Below are 21,965 nucleotides of genomic sequence, written 5' to 3' on the forward strand. Positions count from 1 at the left end.
CCTTGAGGTATGGCTACACCCGACCTCGCGCCGACAGATTCCCCACCGGAGTCCACTCCGCACAGCGGTGCACCCGCTTCTTCGACCGCCATATTCGTGGTCAGTGGACTCATCGCAGGGCTCACCGCAGCCATTGTGGTGGGATTCTCCGCGTCGCAGGCACTGACTCTTCTGGGCATCCCGGATCCAGGCCCGATCACCACGTACGGCCTGCCCGCGATGCGGGCACTGGGGGAGATCGCCGCGGTCATTGCGATCGGGTCACTGCTGCTGGCCGCGTTCTTCGTGCCGCCGCAGAAGTCGGGCGTCCTCGACGTCGACGGTTATCGAGCAGTCCGAACCGCGTCGCACGCCGCGATCGTGTGGGCGATCTGTTCGTTCATGATGGTGCCTCTGACGCTCTCTGACACGTCGGGTCAACCGTTTGCCGAAGCGATCAAACCGGCGAACCTGTGGTCGGGACTCGATCAGGTCGAGATCGCCGGCGCCTGGCGTTGGACGGCGATCATCGCGGTTGTTCTGGCGATCCTGGCCCGACTGACACTGCGCTGGTGGTGGACTCCGCTCCTACTGCTGATCGGTCTCCTCGGACTGATGCCGCTCGCTCTCACCGGTCACTCGTCTTCGGGCGGCTCGCATGACATCGCCACCAACAGCCTGATCCTGCACCTCGTGGCGGCTTCGCTCTGGGCAGGCGGCCTGTTCGCGCTATTGGCACACGCCCGACGCGGTGGCGATTACACCGACGTCGCCGCCCGACGCTTTTCGACGGTCGCATCCATCTGCTTCGTCGTCATGGGATTCAGCGGCGTCATCAATGCGATTGTCCGTCTGCCTCTCGACGACGTGTTCACCACGACGTATGGCCGCTTGATCGTCGCCAAAACCGTTGCACTGATCATCCTCGGGTTCTTCGGCTGGGCCCAGCGGAGTCGGGCGCTGCCGGCACTGGCCGAGAACCCGAAGAGCCGCTCTGCTCTGATTCGGTTTGCCGGCGCGGAGGGCATCGTGATGGCGGCGACCATCGGTCTTGCGATCGGCCTCGGTCGTACTCCGCCGCCCCCGCCGCTCTCGATTCCCTCGATCCCCGAGGTCGAACTCGGTTACAACCTTCCGGACCCGCCGTCGTTCATGGCGTTCGTGACGGATTGGCGATTCGACCTCATGTTCGGCACCGCTGCCGTTGCTGCGGCGATTCTGTACGGCATCGGTCTGCGTAAGTTGGCCAAGCGTGGAGATTCCTGGCCCGTCGGCCGAACCATCGCCTGGATGAGCGGTTGCGCGGTGCTCTTGATCGCCACGTCTTCGGGCGTCGGCAAGTATGCGCCGGCAGTCTTCAGCGTTCACATGGGTGCGCACATGGCGCTGTCGATGTTGGGCCCTGTCCTGCTTGTTCTGGGTGCGCCGATCACCTTGGCTCTGCGAGCACTAGATCCGGCAGGCAAGGACGGTGTCCCAGGCATTCGAGAGTGGATCCTGACGGCGCTGCACAGCCCGTTCTCGCGCTTCATCACCCACCCGATCGTGGCGGCAGTTCTCTTTGTCGGCGGCTTCTACGCGCTCTACCTCGGCGGAATCTACGGCGCGACGGTCGACTCGCACAGTGCTCACCTGCTGATGAATCTGCACTTCATCCTCAGCGGCTATCTCTTCTACTGGGTGGCGATCGGAATCGACCCGTCACCGCGTCAATTGCAGCCGGTGACCAAGCTGGCGATGGTCTTCGGTTCACTTCCGTTCCACGCGTTCTTCGGTGTGGCATTGATGAGCACCACCGCTGTGATGGGCGGTGCGTACTTCCGTTCGCTCGGCCTGGGCTGGAACGACGACCTGATCGGCGATCAGCAGTTGGGCGGCAGTATCGCCTGGGCGACCGGCGAGATCCCGCTCATGGTTGTCATGCTCGCGCTTCTGGTTCAGTGGTCGCGCAGTGACGGCAGGACGGCGCGCCGAACCGACCGCGCGGCTGAACGCGACCACGACGCCGACCTCGCCGCACACAACGCGATGTTCGCCGAATTGGCCAGGCGAGACCGCGAAGGGTGGAAACCCCGTGAGGCTGCTGATGCGGAGACTGCCGGCGAGGACACTGCCGACGGGGCGCCCAGCGAGAAGGAATCCGACGAATCCTCCACTAGCACTTAGCTCCGACACTGCCCGGGCCATTCGGTCCGGGCAGTGCTGTTTCTCCACAGTTGTCCCGCCTGTACACAGGTCGAAATCGATCTCTCGCTCTACGGCCTTTGCCGTTCCACAATCGAAGCTGCCGACGCAATGATCGGCCCCGTGGCAGTTGGCGGGTTCTGGAGTTCGAAGGGGGATCGGACATGTACGAAACGCATGCAACCGTTGTCGGAACCGTCATCACCAATCCGGTGAAGCGGCAGAGCACCAATGGTGAAGAGGTGCTGAGCTTTCGGATGGCGAGCAACACACGTCGCAAAGACGCTGTGACGGGGGAGTGGACGGACGGAGCGACCCTGTATCTCACGGTCAGCTGCTGGCGACGGTTGGTCACCGGCGTCGGCGCTTCGATCATGAAGGGTGATCCGGTAATGGTGGCGGGGGAGTTGCGCACCAACGAGTACACGACCAAGGAGGGTGTGCCTCGTTCCGATCTCGAGCTGCGGGCGACGGCCGTAGGCGCCGACCTTGCTCGTTGCATCTCGAAGATCGAGCGTCAGAGCAAGCCGACGTCGGCGGAGAACACGGAGAACACGGAGGATGCGGTCGACACTGTCGCTGCGTGAGGACTCAGACCGAGGGTTTCGGGCAGTCGCGGGGCCGAGAGCAATCGTGCCCCGCGTCCACTCGCTCGAGGAGTTCTGTGAGAGTTGCTCGCTCCGACTCGTCGAGGTCGTCGAACACATCCGAGGACTCGCGTCGCTGAGCTTTCGCGACGTCCGCAGCCAGGGCAACGCCGGCGTCGGTCAACTCGAGCAGCACTGCTCGCCGATCGTTCGGGTCGGGAGTGCGGCGCACCCATCCGGCATCTTGGAGGGAATCCACGACGTCGGTCGCCGACCGCGGAACTATGCGCAATCGCTCGGCAAGAAAACCGAGTCGAACCGGTTCGCCCACTCGGGTCAGCACTCGCAGCGCTCGGCTTTGCGACGGCGAGAGGCCGAATGGTTCCAGCGCTGCCACCTGGCGTCGGCGGATGAGCCGTGCCACGGACATCACGACATCGGTGAGTTCGCGCTCTCGGGAATGCATGGCGCCAGTCTAGCGTTGTTGGTGTCAGCCTCATAGTGAGGTAACCTCATCAATATGAAACTAGGGTGAGAAAGCCTCCAGGAGGTAAACGTGAAACCAGATCACATGCGAAACATCGAACGAACCGCTGTCGAGATCACTCCGGCGGAATCTGTACCGGCAAAGCGCGTACTCGGACTGTTCGCGCCGTATCGAACTCAGATCGCCATCGTCACCGCGGTCATCACACTCAGCGCGATCGTCGCGTTGGGTAGTCCGCTGCTCCTACGCGAAATGCTCGACAAGGCGATTCCGGACAAGAACCTCGGACTTGTCAGCATTCTTGCCATCGGCATGATCGCCATTGCCGTGATCACGAGCTGTCTCGGCGTGGCGCAAACCTGGATGTCCAACAGCATCGGCCAGAAACTGATGCACCAACTCCGCGTGCGGGTCTACTCGCACCTGCAGAATCAGTCCCTCGGGTTCTTCGCTCGAACCCGAACCGGAGAAGTTCAGTCGCGCATTGCCAACGACATCGGCGGTATGCAGTCGGTGGTCACCAATACGGCAACGTCCATCGCGCAGAACGCAACGACAGTGGCGGCCACGATTGTTGCTCTGTTCCTTCTGGATTGGCGGCTCGCCATCTTCTCGCTGGCGATCTTGCCGGTGTTCATCCGTATCGCACGCAAGATCGGCGACGAGCGTCGAAAGATCTCAGGCAAGCGGCAGAAGCTGCTCAGTGATCTGTCGGTCCAGGTAGAGGAATCCCTTTCCGTCAGTGGCATTCTCCTCGGCAAGACGACCGGCGCGAAGTCGGCCCTGACGGATCGATTCACCGAGCGCTCAGCGGAAGTCGCAGACGTCGAACTCCGGGCCATGATGGCCGGCAAGTGGCGCATGGCGACCATGTCGATCACCTTCGCGGCCATGCCTGCATTGGTCTACTGGTTTGCCGGTTTCACTCTCGATCACGGCAACACCATCACCGTCGGTACCCTCGTCGCCTTCACCACGCTGCAAACACAATTGTTCCGCCCCACCATGATGCTGCTCAACACGGGCGTCGAGGTGCAGAGTTCCATGGCTCTGTTCAGCCGCGTGTTCGAGTACCTGGATCTGCCGATCGACATCGCGGATCCGGAGGAGTCGAAGAGTTTCGACCGCACGAAGATGTCCGGTGAACTTCGGTTCGACCACGTCGACTTCTCGTACCCGGGAACCGACAGCAAGACTCTGGACAACATCGACCTCACGGTCCCGGCGGGCGGAACCTTGGCGCTGGTCGGTTCTACCGGCTCGGGCAAGACCACTCTCGGATATTTGGCCGCACGTCTGTACGACCCGACGGCGGGATCGGTGAGGATCGACGACGTCGATCTGCGGGACCTCGATCTGGCGACGGTCTCCGACCTGGTGGGCGTGGTGTCGCAGGAGACATACCTCTTCCACACGACGATTCGCGAGAACCTCCGGTTCGCGAAACCCGACGCCACCGACGCCGAGATCGAGCAGGCGGCACGCATCGCGCAGATCCACGAGTTCATCTCCGGTCTCGACGATGGTTACGACACCATGGTCGGCGAGCGCGGCTACAGATTCTCCGGTGGTGAGAAACAGCGCATCGCGATCGCGCGCACAGTTCTGCGGAATCCGCCGATCCTCGTCCTCGACGAGGCGACGAGCGCCCTGGACAACCGCACCGAACGTGCGCTGCAGGACGCACTCGACGAACTGATGGTCGGACGTACCACTCTTGTTGTAGCGCACAGGCTTTCCACGGTTCGGGATGCGGACCTCATTGCGGTCCTCGACCAGGGTGTGGTTGTGGAAAAGGGCACCCACGACGAACTGGTGCAGCAAGGCGGGCGGTACGCGCAGCTTCTTGCGGCTTCGGGTAGCGACGCAGTCGAACTCCCGTCGGAACTGCAGACCGTCTGAGTGCAAGAAATGTCGAGCATTCACTTCCGCAAGTTTCTAGAACGTGTTCTACTTTAGTAGTCGTTGATCGACTATCAGTGGAGGCGGAAAGATCATGGGTCAGGTTCTGGACAACATTTCACAGTTCGCCGACGAGATCCGCGCCGACGGAGTCGAGGGCGACAAGCTGATGCGCTTGACGGACGGCAGCGCGAAGCGACTGCGCGACTCCGGTGTCATCCGGATGTTCCAGCCGAAGGAGTTCGGCGGCCTCGAGGCACATCCGCGTGAATTCGCCGAGACCGCAATGGCTATCGGCGCGATGGACGGTGCCACCGGCTGGGTCAGCGGCATCGTCGGCGTCCACCCGTGGGAGCTCGCGTTCTTCGACCGCAAGGCTCAGGAAGAGGTCTGGGGAACCGATCCCGATACGTGGATGGCGTCGCCGTACGCGCCGATGGGTGTCGCGCGGCCGGTCGAGGGTGGGTACATCCTCAACGGGCGCTGGTCGTTCTCCTCGGGAACCGATCATTGTGACTGGATCATGATCGGTGCGATGGTCGGTGACGAGACCGGTAAGCCGCTGATGCCGCCGAAGATTCTGCACGTGCTGTTGCCGCGCTCGGATTACGACATCGACCAGGACAGCTGGAACGTCGTGGGGCTGCGCGGAACCGGTTCGAAGGATCTGATCGTCAAGGACGCGTTCCTGCCCACCTACCGCACTCTTGATGCGGGAAAGGTTTTCGACGGAACGGCATGGAAGGAAGCGGGCCGTACGGAGACGTTGTACAAGTTCCCGTTCTCGTGCATCTTCCCGCTCGGTATCACCTCGTCGTTGATCGGTATCGCGGAGGGTGCGTTGGCGTGCAACATGGCGGCGCAGCGTGAGCGGGTGACGGTCAGTGGTGTTCCGATCAAGGAAGATCCGTATGTGCTCTTCGCGATTGGTGAGGCGGCTGCCGAGATCGCTGCTTCTCGGGCTGCGATTTTGGAGACGGTGGATCGTTTCTGGGACATGACGGAGAAGGGGCAGGAGGTTTCGTTCGAGCTTCGTGCGATCGGTCGGCGTACGCAGACTGCTGCTGCGTGGCGTGCGGTGCGGGCGGTGGATGAGATCTTTGCTCGTTCCGGTGGTGGCGCTTTGCAGTTGAGCACGCCGATGCAGCGGTTCTGGCGTGATGCTCATGCTGGTCTGGCGCATGCGATTCACGTGCCCGGTTCCATTTTCCATTCGTCGACGCTCTCGGAGCTCGGCGGCGAACCGAAGGGCATCCACCGGGCAATGATCTGAGCCGTCCGGGGGACACTCGGCGGTCGCCCCATCGCGGTTTTGGTGGGGGTCGCGAAGCATGTCGACGAATCTGGTCGATGACCTCGGACTGTCCGCAGAACCCGCATCGGTGTGAGCGCCAACGCGCAATGTGGGTTATAGGACAAACACCGATAGTCATGGCGGTCATGGCTGAGTTCATTTACACAATGGTCATTGTAGACCCTGGAGCGCATTGTCTCGCCATTGTCAATGGTAGACGCCATAGGGCCATATAAACCCTCAAATCTGCTGTCTTTGTGCGCAGTTGTTTCCGGCAGTTGCGGCATGTGAAGTCGGCTTCGGTCGGGGGATATGTGGGAGTCCCCCGCACCCGATACACTCCTCGGATGGGATCGATACAGCGCCGTACGTACGCGGAAGGGAAACCGCCGCGGTACATTGCGCGCACGCGAGTCGGCGGCAGAGAGATCTCGAAAAGCTTCGCAAAGCAGAAGGACGCCCGCGACTGGATTAAAGAGCGAGAGGGCCTGAGTCCGACAGGCACTCGTACAGACAACCAAATGCTTAGCAAGGTCCTCGCATCGCACATCGAGCAGTCCGCCACAGAATCGACCAGGGGAGTGCGTACCCACCTGGCAGCGAACCTTGGAGACCTCGAATTCAGGAAGCTCGCGGACATCACCGTTGAGAATGTTCGGGACTGGCGAACCGTACTCGCAGACGGCCGCCCTTGGGCTGACGGTAAGCCGCTCTCGAATAGTTCGATCCGTACGCTTATGGGAACCCTATCTGCAATCTTCAACGATGCTGTCGCCCAAGGCCAGATTGTTCGGAATCCCGTCACGTCGGTGCGACGTAAGGGAACCGCAAACCAAGCCATCGAACCACACCAGGTTTTGAGGATTCAACAGATTCGAGCGCTGATTGCTGAATCGGAGGATCAATTCTCCACGATGCTCGAACTGGGTACCACGAGCGGTCTGCGCGCCGGCGAACTGGCAGGCTTGCGCGTTCGATCGATCGACTTCGAACGTCAGGTTGTTGATGTCACCGAGCAGGCCGACGGTCACCACACAGCATTCGGTTGGCGAAGGTTGAAAACCGAGCAGTCCCGGCGCACGATCCCATTGCCTGAATCCACGCTGAACGCACTTCGAGCGCATCTCGACTGTCACGACTACGCACTGCACGAGCCGTTGTTCCGGGCTGCTCAGGGTGGCCAGTGGTCTTCGGCACACATGGCGAAAATATGGCGTGGTGTCGCGGCAAAGGCTGGCGTGGAGAACCACTCATGGCATTCATTGCGGCACTTCTTTGCGTCTGCATTGATCGCATCTGGTGCATCGGTGACGACGGTTCAGCAGAGGTTGGGTCATGCATCGCCAATGGTGACGTTGGCGGTTTATTCACACCTGTGGCCAGGGGAGGACGAGAAGACCCGCGCTGTGTTCGATGGTCTGCTTTGAGTGCAGAGATTGCATTGAACTAAGTGACTGACCTACTCGGTCCCATAAACCGCTCCCTACCAGCGAAGGTGTAGTCCTCACTGAATCCTCACTGAATCCTCACGGAGTGCTTACTGAGGCCTCACTGCAGGAACAAGGGAACAAGGGAGCATCGAATCCATTCCCGGCTGTCTCGCGATGGTGTCGCGACCGTCTCGCGACTGCCTGAATTCGTAGCGGGTGCTAGCGCTTTGCCACAGCAGGCGCTTGGAAGCTGCCCGGCACCGGGAATCTTCCCGTCTCCGGGAAATACTTTCGCGGTAGTGCGAAAGTTGTTTTCGCCGGCGTTAGGCCAACTGTGTGGTGTGAGTTTGGCTGTGGGATTCCGCGAGTTTGGCTGCGGGATTCCGCGTCTAACTGTGGTGATGGTGTTTTTGTCCCGGTGAGGATCCTCGGGGAGTCCCCGCATATGTCCCCATGGGACATGTTGTTGCGGCAGTCTGTTGCAAGTTGTCGCAAAGGGCCGTCGCAGGCAGGCCCGTGGCGAATTATTGAGAGTCTCAGTAGACCCTACTTGGACCCGATGGAGATGTAACGGAGCCTGTAACGCACGTGTAGCGCCGTTACATGTGGTTATCGTGGCAGGTCGGCGCGGTATTGCTCGGTATGAACTGTTACCGCGTCGGCATAGGTTCGGCATACAGCGAGGATGGGGTGGCAAATTCACGACCCCCTGGGGTGGCAAATTCACGACCCCAGGGGGTGGCAAATTTGGGGTACAAACAAGAACCATTACTTAACAAGATCCATTAGTAACTAAGGGCCCACAACAAGTGGTTGGGCGACCAGGTGACGATCTTGAAGAGATGAAAAGCGCCATGGACGCCATGAGGCGCATGAGTGTGATGTCAACATGCCGATTGGAATTATCGGATCCGATACAAGTCTCAACTGACCTGCAACCGAACTGATACGGGCACTGAGTGGCAACTGATTGGTGAGCCTGCGTCCTCGTTGTCTTCATGGTCGGAGAAGGTATATCCGCTATCTCCGGTGTCGTCTGTGAATGGGCGTACCGGGGCGGTGACTACGTCTTCGGCTGACATTGTGGATGCGACTGCTATCGGTCGAAGTGAGTTGAAGGCTGCGGATGCCGCGACGGTGCGTTCGGCGATTGGTGCCGGTACGTCGAGTTTGGCGATTGGTACGACAGGTTCGACGGCGGCTGCGGGCAATGATTCGCGCCTGGCAGACACTCGCACACCGACTGTAGGAACGAGTCCCTACGACATCACGTTTGTGGCGCAATCCGGAAACCGGGCAACAGGCCTCGGGGATGTGCCCGCGGGGGTCAAACTGCGGCGAGCAGTGACCTTCTCCGAGGTGCTATTCCATTGCGAGACTGCAGATGCTTCAGGGAACTTGGTGGTTGAGGTTCGTAAGAATGGTTCGGCGGTGTCTGGTACTTCTACTACGATCGCTGCAGCGAATCAGGTTGCGGGCGGCACATCGACAGGTACGTGGGCGTTTGCGGCTGGCGACTTCCTGACGATCAATGTCACTGGTGTTGGTACGACTCCAGGTAAGGGCGTGACTGCTGAGTTGAAGGGCCTTGCCTAATGCCACACATTTTCGTTCGTGGAAACGGTTTGACATTCGCGCCAGTCGGCATGATCAAAACTGCTGACTCGAACATCACCTCAGCCACGGCTGCACTCGTCACCGGAATGGGGCCGAACATCAATTTGCCTGGATCTATTGTGACCGCTGACGCTCTCATTAGTGGTTTCGCCGGAGTTGTGCGGGTCGGGTTCTCTATACAACTGGCGTCTAGTGGTGGCACCACAGGCAACGCTGCAGTGTTCAAAAACGGTGTGCAAGTTGGCGATACGTTCACAATGACTGTGCCGTACAACGGTGCCTCATTGATCACAGGATCTGCGACATTCACGGTCGCTATGGGTGACGCCATCACTTTGCGATATTGGTCCGCCTCGACATCGTATCCCGTCAGCGTCAAAGCCACGACTACTCGACTCAACATGTCCAGCGGCGATTCGGTAGCACTTGGGGGAACGGTGAGCGCGAATTACACGCCTGGTGATGGCTGGACCGATATGCCTATTGCTGCTGATTCGGGCACAACATTGAGCGGCAACGCGATTATCGTCCCAGCGGCGCACCCGAACGCAATACTGACAGCGGCAGCGGTCATCAGCTCGGGCTCGCCGATGGCCCTGCGTTTCCTCGTGAACGGCAGTGTTGTCCATACTGGGCCGACAGCACCCGCGTACGACGTTCGTATGGTGGCGACAACGGGTATGGCGTTGGCGGCCGGCGATCTGGTCAAATGTCAGGTGCAGAGGGTAAGTACCTTTGCTACGACTGTTTCGGCAGGTGCATCACTCAGGATCGTGTGACGGCCTGAGATGATTGGGTTATGGCTTTCGAACCTGACCCCGACGCCGGCCAACCCGGCACTGTAAAACTCGCTGATGGGCGCTGGGCGTACCGCTGGAAAGATGCACCAGACGCCGAGTTGACCATCATGAAGCAGCCAAAGTCTCTGACAGACTGACAACATTCCGAATATGCGGTCCCACATCGCTCGTGGGACTGCTACGGTCTGCACGACGGCGATGGTGGATGATGGGACCTGAGTCCAATCAATGTCTTCGAAAGGTGTGCTGTGGCGGAGCGTCAGCAAGGGGAAATTGAGGTCGGGGTTACTTGGCCAGCCGATACCTTCGAAACCCCTCAGGTTGTCAATCATTTCAGTTTTACAGACGACGGGCAGGGGGTCTACCTTGCGTTTGGCCACGTTGCGCCCCCCTCTCGAATGCCAGATGAGCCTGTGGTGAGCATTGAAGCTTTGCCCCGCGCCGTCCTCTTTATGTCCCATGGGAATGCCGCTCAGCTAGCTGGAGCGTTACACGACTACATTGAGGAGAAGTCCAAGCGAGCTGGGACTGACCAGTGACGGCACCACTAGCTTTCGCTGGGGGGCTGGGTGGAACAACGGTGGATAGACCTTTGACCCGGTATCGTGCCACTGTCTACGTCCCCCTTCCCTCGCTGTCGGATGCGATCCATCACTTGGTGTTGCCTCGACGCGTCTTCGAAGGGGGCTTTAGCGAGATGCGTACACGACAATTGCTCGATCGCAAGATGCAGAGGATTTGGGCACTGAAAGATGGTTGGCGTGGCCCAGGCTCAAGTGCCCCCAGTCGAACGGCCAAAGATTTCTATCTGAAGTGTTATCGACGATCGACAGCTTCAATGCTGGCCGATATCGAACCAGCGCCCACTGCGGATGGTGGATTGCATATGGAATGGTCTCGGGGACATATGGAGTACTCGGCAGAGATAACCCACGATGGTCGTTTGATCCTCAATGCTTACGCGCCTGACGATGATGACGATCAGGAGTACGTCGTTCAGGAGCCATATCCCCGTGCACTGCGTGAGTTTTTAGTGAGAGGAGCTGTCGGGGGTGGCTTCTGAACTGCCGGTAAGTGGCGAAACGTGGTTCCTTCGTTGCGTTTTCGAGGAGGAAGTGAGCGTCCTCGACGGTACAGTGACACAAGCGGCATTCGAGCCGCGGAGTGGTGTCTCGGAACCGCCACCTCGCGTGGCCATAGAGAGTACGGCTTTTAGACCGAAGTCTAAAGATAAAGGGCTTCTCTCAACCGAGCACGGTGATCGTCCTGATGGAGCCGGTGGCTTTATGGCTGAGTGCACGCTCACTGATGTGGCGGGAATCTGGGCTGTGGATGCGGGGGAATGTAAGGACCTTGACCTTCCGTGGATAGATGATGGAGGGGAAGGCGAGCTATCGGCCTGGCATGTGTCGATCGATTTCCGGGCGTACCTGCCTGAGGGATCCATGAATGTCAACAACGGGGGCAAGAAGAAGGCCCGGAAACTTCGAGATCGGGCGGTGGCGCGAGGCAAGCAGGCCTGACGCGGCGCCGACCAACGACTGACGCCCCATCCTCATCGCGAGGGTGGGGCGTCTTTTGTTGTTTCAGGGGAACCTGCGTTGATAGCCCAATCGGAATTGCAAGTGCGATTGTGACCATCAGAACATGCTGTGGAGGCTGGGCCCTATTTGCATTGAAATTCGCCGGCAATATGGCGTTTCGGCTCAGGCTGGAACGAGGTTAAGTGGACGCGTTGCGACGGTAGTTCCATCGATCAAGAACTCAATAGTGTGAAGTCCGAGAGTCTCGAAAGTCGCCACCACATCGTGGACTATGAGTGAAGGCAGCAATCGGTCAGGATCAGGAGCACGCTCCCTCCGCACCGGTACTGCCACGGGGACTTCAGTGATCTGTTCAGTTCGGGGAAGGTCTTGTGTATCCGAGTAAATGCACACTCCGAAAGTGTGTGGCCTACCGCCATCTTGGGCGGTCCACTGGTACTTCATGATGCAGGTGAAGGCGACTGTCAGCGGTATTTCGGGGGCGGTGAGCGCGGAAACGTCTAGACCCATCACATCGACTCCACTTGCATTGCCAAGTTTGGATGCTTCGGCCAGTACGGCGTAAATCACTTGGCGGGAGATCGCTGGCCCGGCCTGCTTCGACAGGTATTGGGATTCGAACCACTCCGCCGCACATTCGATCGTGCGATCGGGTTCGTCCTCGTTGCTGAAAAGGTCTTTCGCGACGCAAAGGATGAAGGCTTCTGCCTCAACCTCGGGAACTGGCGGTAAGGCCTTGCCGTTTAGGTTCAGGAATGTGACAGCTGCCAGCCATGCAGTGCGCTTGTTTCCGTCATGGAAGTACTGTGTGCTACTCAAGCCATGAAGGTAGACCGCGGCTTTTTCCCAAATCGACGGGAAAAATTCTTGATCGATCGTGCCTGACATTGGACGTGCAACTGCGGCTTTGATGCCTTCGGCGTCACGGACACCCGCGCCAGGGCCACCGTGCTGGGAGTTGATGGCGAGGACAGTTTCTACATCGAGAAAAACTGTCACTTAGCGAGGCGATCGAGCAGGCCTGACCACCGCACAGCTTCGGCAGCAGCGATCTGCAATGCTGTCTCACGGCCGGCAAACACATCGGTTGAGCGGTTTTCCGATTCCTGTTCGGTCCGCTGGTGAGTGTGCTTCAGATCTGACATGCACTCCATCTTACGAGTCTGTCAATGCTCCACGCAGATCCAAGTTGAATTTCGGTGGCTGAGCACCTGCTGCGCCCCCAACCCGCAGAGGTTGGGGGCGCGTCCCGTTCAACGCTCGTCGGGAATGACCTTCAGATGGCACGGTTGCGCGAGCCAGTGGCTTCCGTCGTCCAATACAACCTCCACGATCGGGTTTCTGAGATTGTTGTAGCGAACGACGGTCCCCATCCCGCTGACTACGACCCCATCCGATGTGGTGAGCGTGATCCGTGTGCCCTCGGGTATAGGTGCGCCCTCGACTTTCGGATTGGCTGCTGAATCAGTCATACCGTCCTTCGAGTTGGGGTCGATCGCGCACCCTGGGGGACTAGCTAGGCGTGTCACGTCTACCAAAGATGCTGCTGTCAACTAACTTCCGAAAGGCGATGCACCAAGCGATCCTGAGCCCCCGTTGTCCTCATACCGGGTAACGATGACCGTAAACGTGGCGGATCCAACGGTCTGGACTCCGGTTGTCTGGTTGCGTACCTGGCACGAGACGATTGTGCCGAGTTCTCCAAAGAATGATCCAGACGCGGGGTTGCAGTTGCTAACTGTCAATCCAGCGACGCTGGCCGGCATGGTCCATGACACGTTTGCGCCGGCTATCTGCGCTCCGCTGCTGGGGCGGTCAGCTGGAACTACGATGTCGTGCGGCGTGATTTCGGTGCCGTTGAAGTAAGTCTTGGTGATTCGAGCATCGGCGAAATTGGCTCCCGAGATCTTTGTGCTTGTGAGGACAGCATTTTCGAGATTCGCGAAGCCGAGATTTGCGTCACGCAAGTCCACTTCGTGGAGGTTGGTGCCGGTGAGGTCGGCGTCGGTCAGTGTGACACCTGCCATGGACGAGCGGTCTAGCTTTGAGCCTCTGACGGTGGCTCGCGTGAGGTCGGCTCCGTCGAAATCTGCGTCGTTGATGGTGCCGTACGTCATCGACGCTGAGGTCAGTTTCGTGTTCTTGAATACCGCGCCATTGAGGTTTGCGCTATTGAGCGCCGAGTTCGACATGTCGTTGTCGGCGAAATTTGCGCCGCTAAGGTTCGCGCCGTACGCGTGCAGTCCCCGTCCAACTCCGAAATTTGCACCCGAGAACTTGGCGTCTGGGACGTTCGCGTACATCAAGTTGACTTGCGACAAGTCAGAGCCTGTGAAGTCTGCGCCCGGGCAGTTCGTGTATCGCGTTTTCGTTGGAGAGTCCACGATGGTGCACCCATTGATGACAGTATCCGCTGCCGCCGTGCCGCTTCCGACAGTCATAGCTGCGCCGACGGCGATTGCAAGCGCACCAACTGCGCTTGTGATCTTCGAGTTCACTGTTTTGCCCTTTGCTTGCTGAGTTGATTGCTCAATCAAACCAGACGAACTGGACGGTTGGTAGTTTTTTCCGCGGTGCCATTGGACTGTGTTCACGGTTTGCGTAGGCGGGTGCTGCATCGGGCGGGCTTGTGTTGTCGTTTCGTCGGTCGTGCGAGGGTGGAGCTTAAGCGCGTCGCGTCCGCCAGGACACCGCGGCAACTCCGGCAGCTGCAACGCCGGCGACCGCCCAGTACTGCCACGGCTGGTGTGTGACCGCGAGGGTGGCTGCGATGAGCGCGAAGATCGTCAGGCTGGTCTCGTCTTGGTTCGTCATCGTCTGATCCCTCCGTGTATGGGAAACTGTAGTAGGGGAATCCGCCCGCTACCTTCGGGCGGGTTCCCTTTCTTACTTGCGCTTTTTGCGTTTCCGCTTTGGGCGCTTTCGGGCTTCCAAGACTCTTCGGATGAATTCTGGTGTCTAGACTCAGGCCTGGTGGGTTCTGCGCTCTCTTCGCCACCTCGTAGAGTCTGTGAATGCCCTGGTTTCAAGTAGTTCAGGTTGTAGTTCTGACAGCCGTTGCCCTTATCGGCCTTCCCGCAGCCGTATACGCAAACTACTCTGTTCGCTTACGCCACGAGCACGAGCTGAAACGGCTTCTTGACATCTCTGAGAAGCTCCCCGAATCAGCGGCCGGGCGCACGCAGATCAAAGCTGCAATAGAAGAAGCTGCGCTAGAGCTTGCCTACATTCTTGAGTATCCGAGGACGACGAAGGACAAGTACCCGCCAATAGTTTTCGGTGTGTTGTCGTTCGTGGTGGGGGGCGTAGCAGTAGTTCGAACGAAGTATGACGTCCTATTGGGGCTGCCCAATTCGTGGACGATTTGGCTCGTTGTCCTTCAGTACGTACTGACGTATCTCTTTTGGAACTCGCTACGGAACTCCGTGGAGAACACCCGCCTAACTCGCGGCCTCTTCGTGAGACTCAATGCCCCACAAGGGCTCCTGCACGGCACTACGCGATGGATCAGGCGTGTTCATCAACCTGGTGTCGGCGACGCATTGGAATTCGGTGCTGCGATCAGAGATCGCACTACCGACAGAACCATGACCACTATCGAAGCCGTTAATCTGGGCACTGCTGAGGCAAGATCTGAGGTAAAGAGGCTGCGGAAGCGCCTTCGCGAGGCTCGGATGGAGCTCCTCGTGTTGAAACTTCGTAACTTCGTGAAACGGCGCACCTTCAAAGTCCGACTCAAAATTCAGCGGACATGGTTCGCAGTCATGCGTCTGCGCGTGAGATGGGCGTTCTGGTGGGAGGTTCGAAAAATCAGGCGGAGCAACAAAGAAGAAGCAGAACAGATGCGTACTGAATTTGAGCAGCGATTGAGCGAGATCAGCGCACTATTGAAAGAGTCGCCGAATATCTCCGAGGTCTGATGAGTCAGATCGTCCAGAAACACTGAGCCCTCAACTGGGCATTTTTCGCGGAGTTGGGGGCATCTTGTCGTTCAGGCGGGGCCGAGCTGGTCTTCCCTTACCCTCCCGACGCCGCGAGACTGACGCTACCAGTCATCGAACAGGTGTGCGAATATTGGGATGTGCCGTCAACTGAACGATCTCCGCAACGCTGCCCGAACGGGCACATGTTGGCGGCGAACACATGCCTCGTCGGGTGGGAAGTCTGCGGCTGCAGCACAGAACACAACGGTGGTCATCGGACGCATTACTGCCGGCGGTGCGGCGAGACGACTCGCACCCCAGGATGCGGGGGTCCGGAGCCGCAGAAGTCTCGGTGGAACTAGTGTGAATTGTCTACCCGCCATGCACGGGACAGGGTTGGTACTGGAGGCGTGTTCTTGCCTCGCACGAAGGTGGGCACTTAGGCGAACGGACGTCCCTGCCGCCGGCCGCTCGACTAGGCATCCTCGGCTAGGTAATCAGAGGCACTATCCGTCCGAGCACGTCAGTTTCTATGTATGCGAGCGCTTCGCGAAGTTGAGCAGAGAAAACATTCTTGGTTCCGAAACAGACCCCAGTCACAACTGAGACACTCATCAGTTCGAGGTTGTCGTCTTCCAAGTGACCACCTCTGGCGAGTTCATCGGCGATCGCGCCGATCTGCTCGGGCGTGAAGAACGCCATCAAGTCGTCGCCATCCTTGCATTCCCGAATGCCTGCATGTCCAGGGGGGATGTTGTCGTGGCCGAAGACAACAATAGTCTGGGTCGCTGGTATCTTGACCGTCAGCGAGGCTGCTCGGGTTTGTACCAGCGAAGGTTGTCCGTCGCGGTGCTTATCGTTATTGCATACAGCGTTGATGACGTACAGCGGATGCTTGGTCGGATCCGTGGCATTGAAGGGTTGAAGATCATCGATCACCTTCGCAACGTCTGCTGGCACGCCAGTCAGTAGTCGATCCCGTATCGACTTCTTGGCGCTTTTGGTGCCGAAATATTCGTCGCCGTCGATCAAAATCGGGAACGCGCCTCGATGGGTCGACGCGTCACCGCCGTTCGCGACTACGGCTGCTGTTACGAGTTGGTCGAGTGATGATCTGGCCTGGAATGCGACCTCGCCGACCGTGATCTCCCATTCAGGATCGAGAGGCCGGTTGAAACGTAGGGTCATTGCGAAGCTAAACGCAATCTCATTTGGGGATCGAATGACGTTCTGACGTTCCACCCGTGTGCCATTCTTGTCAAATTCGCGAAGTTCGTTCTCAAGCGCGTCTAGGTACTTGCGGGCGCGACGTAGCTTCCGTTCAATCTGTTCGATCCGTTCGCTCATTGATAGATTATGCATGGATTTGCTTGCTTCTCATGCCTCCGCTGCGTTTGTCTCCTGATGGCAACCGGAGGTGTGTAGCAACCCCTTGGGAGTCAAGGATCCGCTCAAAAGGAAACCTGCCGACCCACTACTGCGTGAGGCCTTCGAGTTCTATGTGCCAGTGACCATTGGGGATTCGTGCGGGCGTGATGGTGCTGCGATTGCAACGCGCATATTTAGCTGTCTCGGTGCTCGCCATGTAGGGCTCCGCAGCCGGACATTCGGTGACTGCTTTGTCGTTACCGTGCAACGATAACGAATGACTGCGGTTCATTCAAACCTGTCTCATATTTGAGACTTTCTGGCCCAACAATGGTGCAGTTCTTGGTCTTTCATGTGTCAAGTTGGGACTTTTTCGGCAGTTCGTTTCAGCTTGGGTTGCTTCATTCGCCGCGGATCCATCGATCCAGATCTGCGGGATCTATCAGCCACGGGCCCTTAACTGCGTTTGTTCTTTTGCGTTGGAAGCCTTTGAGTTCGCCGGCTGTGAGGGCTGCGTAGATGTGAGTTCTGTTGCAGCGTTCGATCTGTGAGGCTTCGAGTGGTGTGATCCATTGGGTTGTCATTGTGTTCTCCGATGCCGAGATGGTTGCGGAGATGTCACCGTATAGATCAGGATTCTGTCGAGTCAAGCATTGGTGTCTGATTTTCGGAAATGTTGCTTCAGTTGAGTTTTCGTTCAAGAGGCGGGTTCGGTTCCGCGGAGTTGGTTCGCGTTTTCGGACGAGGCTTCGGCGCTGGAGCAGTCTTACCGTCCGACCGAGTCTTGTTTTCCGCGGTCGGAATTTCCGACCGTGACTCAAGCTGTTGGCGAACACTTGTGACGGTCTTGTCGCTCGATCCAGTCCGCTTAGCATGCCGAGTGTCTGAGAGTTGCGGATCCGCCTTGATGGACTCCGCAATCAACGCCCGCTTCTGCTCACGGTTCAAGTGTCGACGATCGATATTCAACGGCAGTGCAAGAGTGCACTTCTCCGCCGCCCACTGTGCCCACCCGATGCTGCAGTCGAGTGGGCACAGTTCGAGCAGTCGAACTAGCGGACCTTCGCTCCAGGTGCGGTGTAGTTGTGCATCACGAGAGGCGTGGCGTTCTCAGTATCCGACTCCGAGTGACTCGGGAACTCCGGCTGTACCTGCTTCCACACACCAGCCGGCTTGAAGCTGATGTCGTCCAACTCCTTCTCGACTGCTTCGAGGATCTGGTCATGGGTTGCATCGGATGCGATACCCGGAACTTCGTGGCATTCGAAGATCGGAGTAAACAGGCCCGTGTTGTTGTCTTTCTGCAGCACGTCGATGAAGGTTTCGTTGGGGTGGTTCTGGAGGGTGGTGTAGCCGACTGCATAGGTGACGGTCATGGTGAACCTTTCAGTTGGAGCTGTGAGTGGTATTCAGTTGTGTGTGCCGTTCGAAAATAACGTAACTTTTTAGTAAAGGTATCGAACGCGCGTTCGAACGTCAAGTGGTGATTTTGAGGGCGTTCGAAATCCATGTGCGGAACGCTTCTGTGTCTACGGGTCCCATCTCTGGGGCCTTCTCCCGTAACCATGCTTCGACGGTTTCTCTGGCCAGTGCCTTCCGTCGTTGTTCCTGCTCCTCGTGTTTGCGGCTGTGCTCGGAAAGGAGCGCCTCGGCGTGTGCGTCGAGCGTTTCCTCGCTGGGGTTGAGAAGTTCGAGAATGTCGATCGCCGCCGATACGTGTTGCTGGAGTGCGCGCAGTTGGTGGACGTTGGCGGTGAGTTCGCTACGCCCCTGTTCGATGAGGACGGAGTATTCGGGGATGTCGCCGGGCTTGATGAAGGTTTGGGTGCGGATGCTTATGGGGTGGGAGTAGCTTTCGCCGCTGGCGGGGATGGTCTCGGTTGAGTGGTAGATGGCATACGCTCCTTCGTCGTCAATGCTGAGGTCGAGTTCGGTGTAGTGCAGGTCTGCCATGGGGGTTGCTCCGTGTCTACGGGAGCGCTGTTAGGCGCTGAGAAGGCTTGTGAGGGATTGGTTTTGGTGACCGCAGAGGGAGCAGTGGGAGGGAAGGGCAGAGCGTTCCCCGTTCGCGATTGGAACGGGGACACTCGCCGTGCCGCGTCGGTCGCTGCGGTCGGTTGGTTGATGTGTCCACGCCTGGCGGGTATTAGTCGCAGGGCGTCAGGGCCGGTGTGTTCACGGATGCGCTACGGCTGCCACGCCGTTCCAGTTCGGGCCTGCCTTGGACCTGGTGTCATCTTGTGATCGAGATGATGCTTATTCCCAGCAACGGGAGACGGCACCAGGGGCTAGCTGGCCCACCCGAAATATCTCTCGGGCGCAGGAGGTCGATCTGAGTTCCGAACGGGGGAGCGGTGATCTACGGGTGCCGGATCGGTCCGAGCATCACTGGTCGCCGCTTGGATCAGGCGTGCCAGCCCAAGAGGGCTAGGACCTTCAGTGCGCCGTAGACGACGGCGTAGCTGGTGGAGAGGATCAGCATGACGGCGGTGGCTTCACGCACGTTTCTGCTGGTAAACAGTTTGTCGGTGGGTGTCGATACAATCTTGGTACGGTTCACGGGAAGTTGGATTCCTTCGTTCCGAGGCTCCGGAGCTGGTGTTAGCGCACCAACCGGGGCCGATTTGGTTTGTCGGATAACATCGAGGGATAGAAGCCCGAATGGCCTGTGGGGGATCTGAGAGAGATTCCCGAGGTCGTACTCAAGAATTCCCAGCTAGGAGACCCACGGCGTGGCCGAGTTCATTTACACGATGAAGAAGGTGCGCAAGGCGCACGGTGACAAGGTCATCCTCGATGACGTCACGATGAGCTTTTACCCCGGCGCGAAGATCGGTGTCGTCGGACCGAACGGCGCTGGTAAATCCAGCATCCTCAAGATCATGGCCGGACTGGACCAGCCGGGCAACGGCGAGGCCTTCCTGGCTCCGGGCGCGACCGTCGGCATCCTCATGCAGGAGCCGGAGCTCGACGAGACCAAGACCGTTCGCGAGAACGTCGAGGACGGTCTGGGAGAGACGATGGTCCAGCTCAAGCGGTACAACGAGATCGCCGAGCTGATGGCCACGGATTACTCCGACGAGCTCATGGAAGAGATGGGCGAGCTGCAGGAGAAGCTCGATCACGCAGATGCGTGGGAGATCGACTCGCAGCTCGAGCAGGCTATGGACGCCCTGCGCTGCCCCCCGCCGGAAGAGATGGTTACCCACCTCTCCGGTGGTGAGAAGCGACGCGTTGCGCTCTGCAAGCTGCTGCTGAGCAAGCCCGACCTGCTGCTCCTCGATGAGCCCACCAACCACCTCGACGCAGAATCTGTCCTGTGGCTCGAGCAGCACCTCGCTGCTTACCCCGGCGCAATCCTCGCCGTGACTCACGATCGTTACTTCCTCGATCACGTCGCGCAGTGGATCTGTGAAGTCGACCGCGGACGCCTGTACCCGTACGAGGGCAACTACTCCACCTACCTGGAGCAGAAGGCTGCACGCCTCGAAGTTGCCGGCAAGAAAGATCAGAAGCTGCAGAAGCGCCTCAAGGACGAGCTCGCATGGGTTCGTTCCGGCGCCAAGGCCCGCCAGGCCAAGAACAAGGCTCGTCTCGATCGCTACGAGGAAATGGCGAACGAAGCCGAGAAGACGCGCAAGCTCGACTTCGACGAGATCCAGATCCCGGCACCGCCGCGCCTGGGTGACGTGGTCGTGGAGGTCTCGAACCTCGACAAGGGCTTCGACGGTCGAGTTCTGATCAAGGATCTCTCGTTCACGTTGCCGCGCAACGGAATTGTCGGCGTCATCGGTCCCAACGGCGTCGGTAAAACGACGCTGTTCAAGACCATCGTCGGTCTCGAAGAGCCTGATGCCGGTGAGGTCAAGATCGGTCAGACGGTCAAGCTGAGCTACGTCGACCAGAACCGTTCCGGCATCGACCCCAAGAAGACGGTCTGGGAAACAGTCTCCGACGGGCTCGATTTCATCGTCGTCGGCCAGACCGAGTTCCCCTCGCGCGCGTACATCAGCTCGTTCGGTTTCAAGGGCCACGATCAGCAGAAGCCGGCCGGCGTCCTCTCCGGTGGTGAGCGCAACCGTCTGAACCTGGCGATGACGCTCAAGCAGGGCGGCAACCTGATCCTGCTCGATGAGCCCACCAACGACCTCGACGTCGAAACCCTCGGCTCGCTGGAGAACGCTCTCGAAGAGTTCCCCGGCTGCGCCGTCGTGATTTCGCACGATCGCTGGTTCCTGGACCGCACCTGTACCCACATCCTCGCGTGGGAAGGTGGCTTCGGCGACAACGAGGCAGCCTGGTACTGGTACGAAGGCAACTTCGAGGGCTACGAGGCGAACAAGGTCGAGCGACTCGGCCCCGACGCCGCGCGCCCGCACCGCGTCACTCACCGCAAGCTCACCAGGGACTGATCTGGTGTCCGACGTATACACAGCGCAGATCCAGGTCCGGTGGGGCGATTCCGACCGGTTGGGCCACGTCAACAACACGCGTTACGTCGAGTACATGCAGGAAGCTCGCATCCAGTTCCTGGAAGCGAAACTGGCGCCGCTCGGCGGCCGGCCGGGATACCTCGTGGTTCGAAAGATGACCATCGAGTTCCTCAAGCCGGTCACCGATCGGTCCGGTCCCTTGAACGTGGAGATCTTCACGACTCACGTCGGGACTTCCTCGTTCACGGTTCGTCACATCATCCGTGACAACGCGGGTGTCGAATGCGCTTTCGGCGACGCGTTGATGGTCGGATTCGACACGGTGTCCGAAAAGTCCAGACCGCTGGCGGACAGCGAACGTGCGGTGCTCGAAGCATCGCTTGTTCAGATGACGACATCGTAGATTTCGTTTCTCAG

General features: G+C 59.0%; 19 protein-coding genes. 10 read left to right on the forward strand and 9 right to left on the reverse strand.

What is annotated here, in order from left to right; translation table 11 throughout:
- Positions 1-9: 9 nt before the first annotated feature.
- Together ACWF6P_RS28515 and ssb are read left to right on the forward strand one after the other, a co-directional pair.
- The gene (locus ACWF6P_RS28515) at positions 10-2,145 is read left to right on the forward strand and encodes a cytochrome c oxidase assembly protein (protein WP_452623281.1); all 2,136 of its coding nucleotides are present in this window, start codon (positions 10-12) and stop codon (positions 2,143-2,145) included.
- Positions 2,146-2,327: 182 nt separating this feature from the next.
- Positions 2,328-2,750, forward strand: coding sequence for a single-stranded DNA-binding protein (gene ssb, locus ACWF6P_RS28520; protein ID WP_452623282.1), 423 nt, complete (start codon positions 2,328-2,330; stop codon positions 2,748-2,750).
- A 4-nt stretch (positions 2,751-2,754) separates the two neighbouring features.
- Here the strand turns inward: ssb and ACWF6P_RS28525 are convergent, their stop codons facing one another.
- The gene (locus ACWF6P_RS28525) at positions 2,755-3,216 is read right to left on the reverse strand and encodes a MarR family winged helix-turn-helix transcriptional regulator (protein WP_452623283.1); all 462 of its coding nucleotides are present in this window, start codon (positions 3,214-3,216) and stop codon (positions 2,755-2,757) included.
- Positions 3,217-3,321: 105 nt separating this feature from the next.
- Here ACWF6P_RS28525 and ACWF6P_RS28530 point away from each other — a divergent pair, with 105 nt between their 5' ends.
- The 5 genes from ACWF6P_RS28530 to ACWF6P_RS28550 all read left to right on the forward strand — a co-directional run bounded on the left by ACWF6P_RS28530 (position 3,322) and on the right by ACWF6P_RS28550 (position 11,803).
- Complete coding sequence (locus ACWF6P_RS28530; RefSeq protein WP_452623305.1) at positions 3,322-5,139, forward strand: ABC transporter ATP-binding protein; 1,818 nt, start codon at positions 3,322-3,324, stop codon at positions 5,137-5,139.
- A gap of 94 nt (positions 5,140-5,233) precedes the next feature.
- Entirely contained in the window at positions 5,234-6,412 is a 1,179-nt protein-coding gene (locus ACWF6P_RS28535) for an acyl-CoA dehydrogenase family protein (protein ID WP_452623284.1), read from the forward strand.
- Between the two features lie 542 nt (positions 6,413-6,954).
- A complete protein-coding gene (locus ACWF6P_RS28540) occupies positions 6,955-7,860 on the forward strand; it encodes a tyrosine-type recombinase/integrase (RefSeq protein ID WP_452623285.1) in 906 nt (301 codons plus the stop codon).
- A 1,598-nt stretch (positions 7,861-9,458) separates the two neighbouring features.
- On the forward strand, positions 9,459-10,259 hold the full coding sequence (locus ACWF6P_RS28545; RefSeq protein ID WP_452623286.1) for a hypothetical protein: 801 nt from the start codon (positions 9,459-9,461) through the stop codon (positions 10,257-10,259).
- Between the two features lie 1,073 nt (positions 10,260-11,332).
- The gene (locus ACWF6P_RS28550) at positions 11,333-11,803 is read left to right on the forward strand and encodes a hypothetical protein (RefSeq protein WP_452623287.1); all 471 of its coding nucleotides are present in this window, start codon (positions 11,333-11,335) and stop codon (positions 11,801-11,803) included.
- Positions 11,804-11,986: 183 nt separating this feature from the next.
- Here the strand turns inward: ACWF6P_RS28550 and ACWF6P_RS28555 are convergent, their stop codons facing one another.
- From ACWF6P_RS28555 to ACWF6P_RS28575, 5 genes are all read right to left on the reverse strand, one after another.
- A complete protein-coding gene (locus ACWF6P_RS28555; protein ID WP_452623288.1) occupies positions 11,987-12,823 on the reverse strand; it encodes a type II toxin-antitoxin system death-on-curing family toxin in 837 nt (278 codons plus the stop codon).
- Positions 12,820-12,969, reverse strand: coding sequence for a hypothetical protein (locus ACWF6P_RS28560; RefSeq protein WP_452623289.1), 150 nt, complete (start codon positions 12,967-12,969; stop codon positions 12,820-12,822). The genes ACWF6P_RS28555 and ACWF6P_RS28560 overlap by 4 nt, the downstream gene beginning before the upstream one ends.
- A gap of 108 nt (positions 12,970-13,077) precedes the next feature.
- Entirely contained in the window at positions 13,078-13,296 is a 219-nt protein-coding gene (locus ACWF6P_RS28565; RefSeq protein WP_452623290.1) for a hypothetical protein, read from the reverse strand.
- An 81-nt stretch (positions 13,297-13,377) separates the two neighbouring features.
- Complete coding sequence (locus tag ACWF6P_RS28570; RefSeq protein WP_452623306.1) at positions 13,378-14,442, reverse strand: pentapeptide repeat-containing protein; 1,065 nt, start codon at positions 14,440-14,442, stop codon at positions 13,378-13,380.
- A gap of 46 nt (positions 14,443-14,488) precedes the next feature.
- Positions 14,489-14,638, reverse strand: a complete 150-nt coding sequence (locus ACWF6P_RS28575; protein WP_452623291.1) for a hypothetical protein — start codon at positions 14,636-14,638, stop codon at positions 14,489-14,491.
- Positions 14,639-14,838: 200 nt separating this feature from the next.
- Between ACWF6P_RS28575 and ACWF6P_RS28580 the strand changes: the two genes are divergently transcribed.
- Positions 14,839-15,744 carry a hypothetical protein gene (locus ACWF6P_RS28580; protein WP_452623292.1) on the forward strand — a complete coding sequence of 302 codons (906 nt, stop codon included), beginning with the start codon at positions 14,839-14,841 and terminating at the stop codon, positions 15,742-15,744.
- A 492-nt stretch (positions 15,745-16,236) separates the two neighbouring features.
- Here the strand turns inward: ACWF6P_RS28580 and ACWF6P_RS28585 are convergent, their stop codons facing one another.
- The 3 genes from ACWF6P_RS28585 to ACWF6P_RS28595 form a co-directional block, all read right to left on the reverse strand.
- On the reverse strand, positions 16,237-17,094 hold the full coding sequence (locus ACWF6P_RS28585) for a hypothetical protein (RefSeq protein WP_452623293.1): 858 nt from the start codon (positions 17,092-17,094) through the stop codon (positions 16,237-16,239).
- Between the two features lie 1,073 nt (positions 17,095-18,167).
- Entirely contained in the window at positions 18,168-18,491 is a 324-nt protein-coding gene (locus ACWF6P_RS28590; RefSeq protein WP_452623294.1) for a hypothetical protein, read from the reverse strand.
- A 100-nt stretch (positions 18,492-18,591) separates the two neighbouring features.
- Positions 18,592-19,068, reverse strand: coding sequence for a hypothetical protein (locus tag ACWF6P_RS28595; RefSeq protein WP_452623295.1), 477 nt, complete (start codon positions 19,066-19,068; stop codon positions 18,592-18,594).
- A 779-nt stretch (positions 19,069-19,847) separates the two neighbouring features.
- Here ACWF6P_RS28595 and ettA point away from each other — a divergent pair.
- Entirely contained in the window at positions 19,848-21,527 is a 1,680-nt protein-coding gene (gene ettA / locus ACWF6P_RS28600) for an energy-dependent translational throttle protein EttA (RefSeq protein WP_007730925.1), read from the forward strand.
- Between the two features lie 4 nt (positions 21,528-21,531).
- Positions 21,532-21,951, forward strand: a complete 420-nt coding sequence (locus tag ACWF6P_RS28605; protein ID WP_347874122.1) for an acyl-CoA thioesterase — start codon at positions 21,532-21,534, stop codon at positions 21,949-21,951.
- The last annotated feature ends 14 nt before the right edge of the window (positions 21,952-21,965 follow it).

The organism is Rhodococcus sp. NPDC055024 (genome assembly GCF_053608585.1).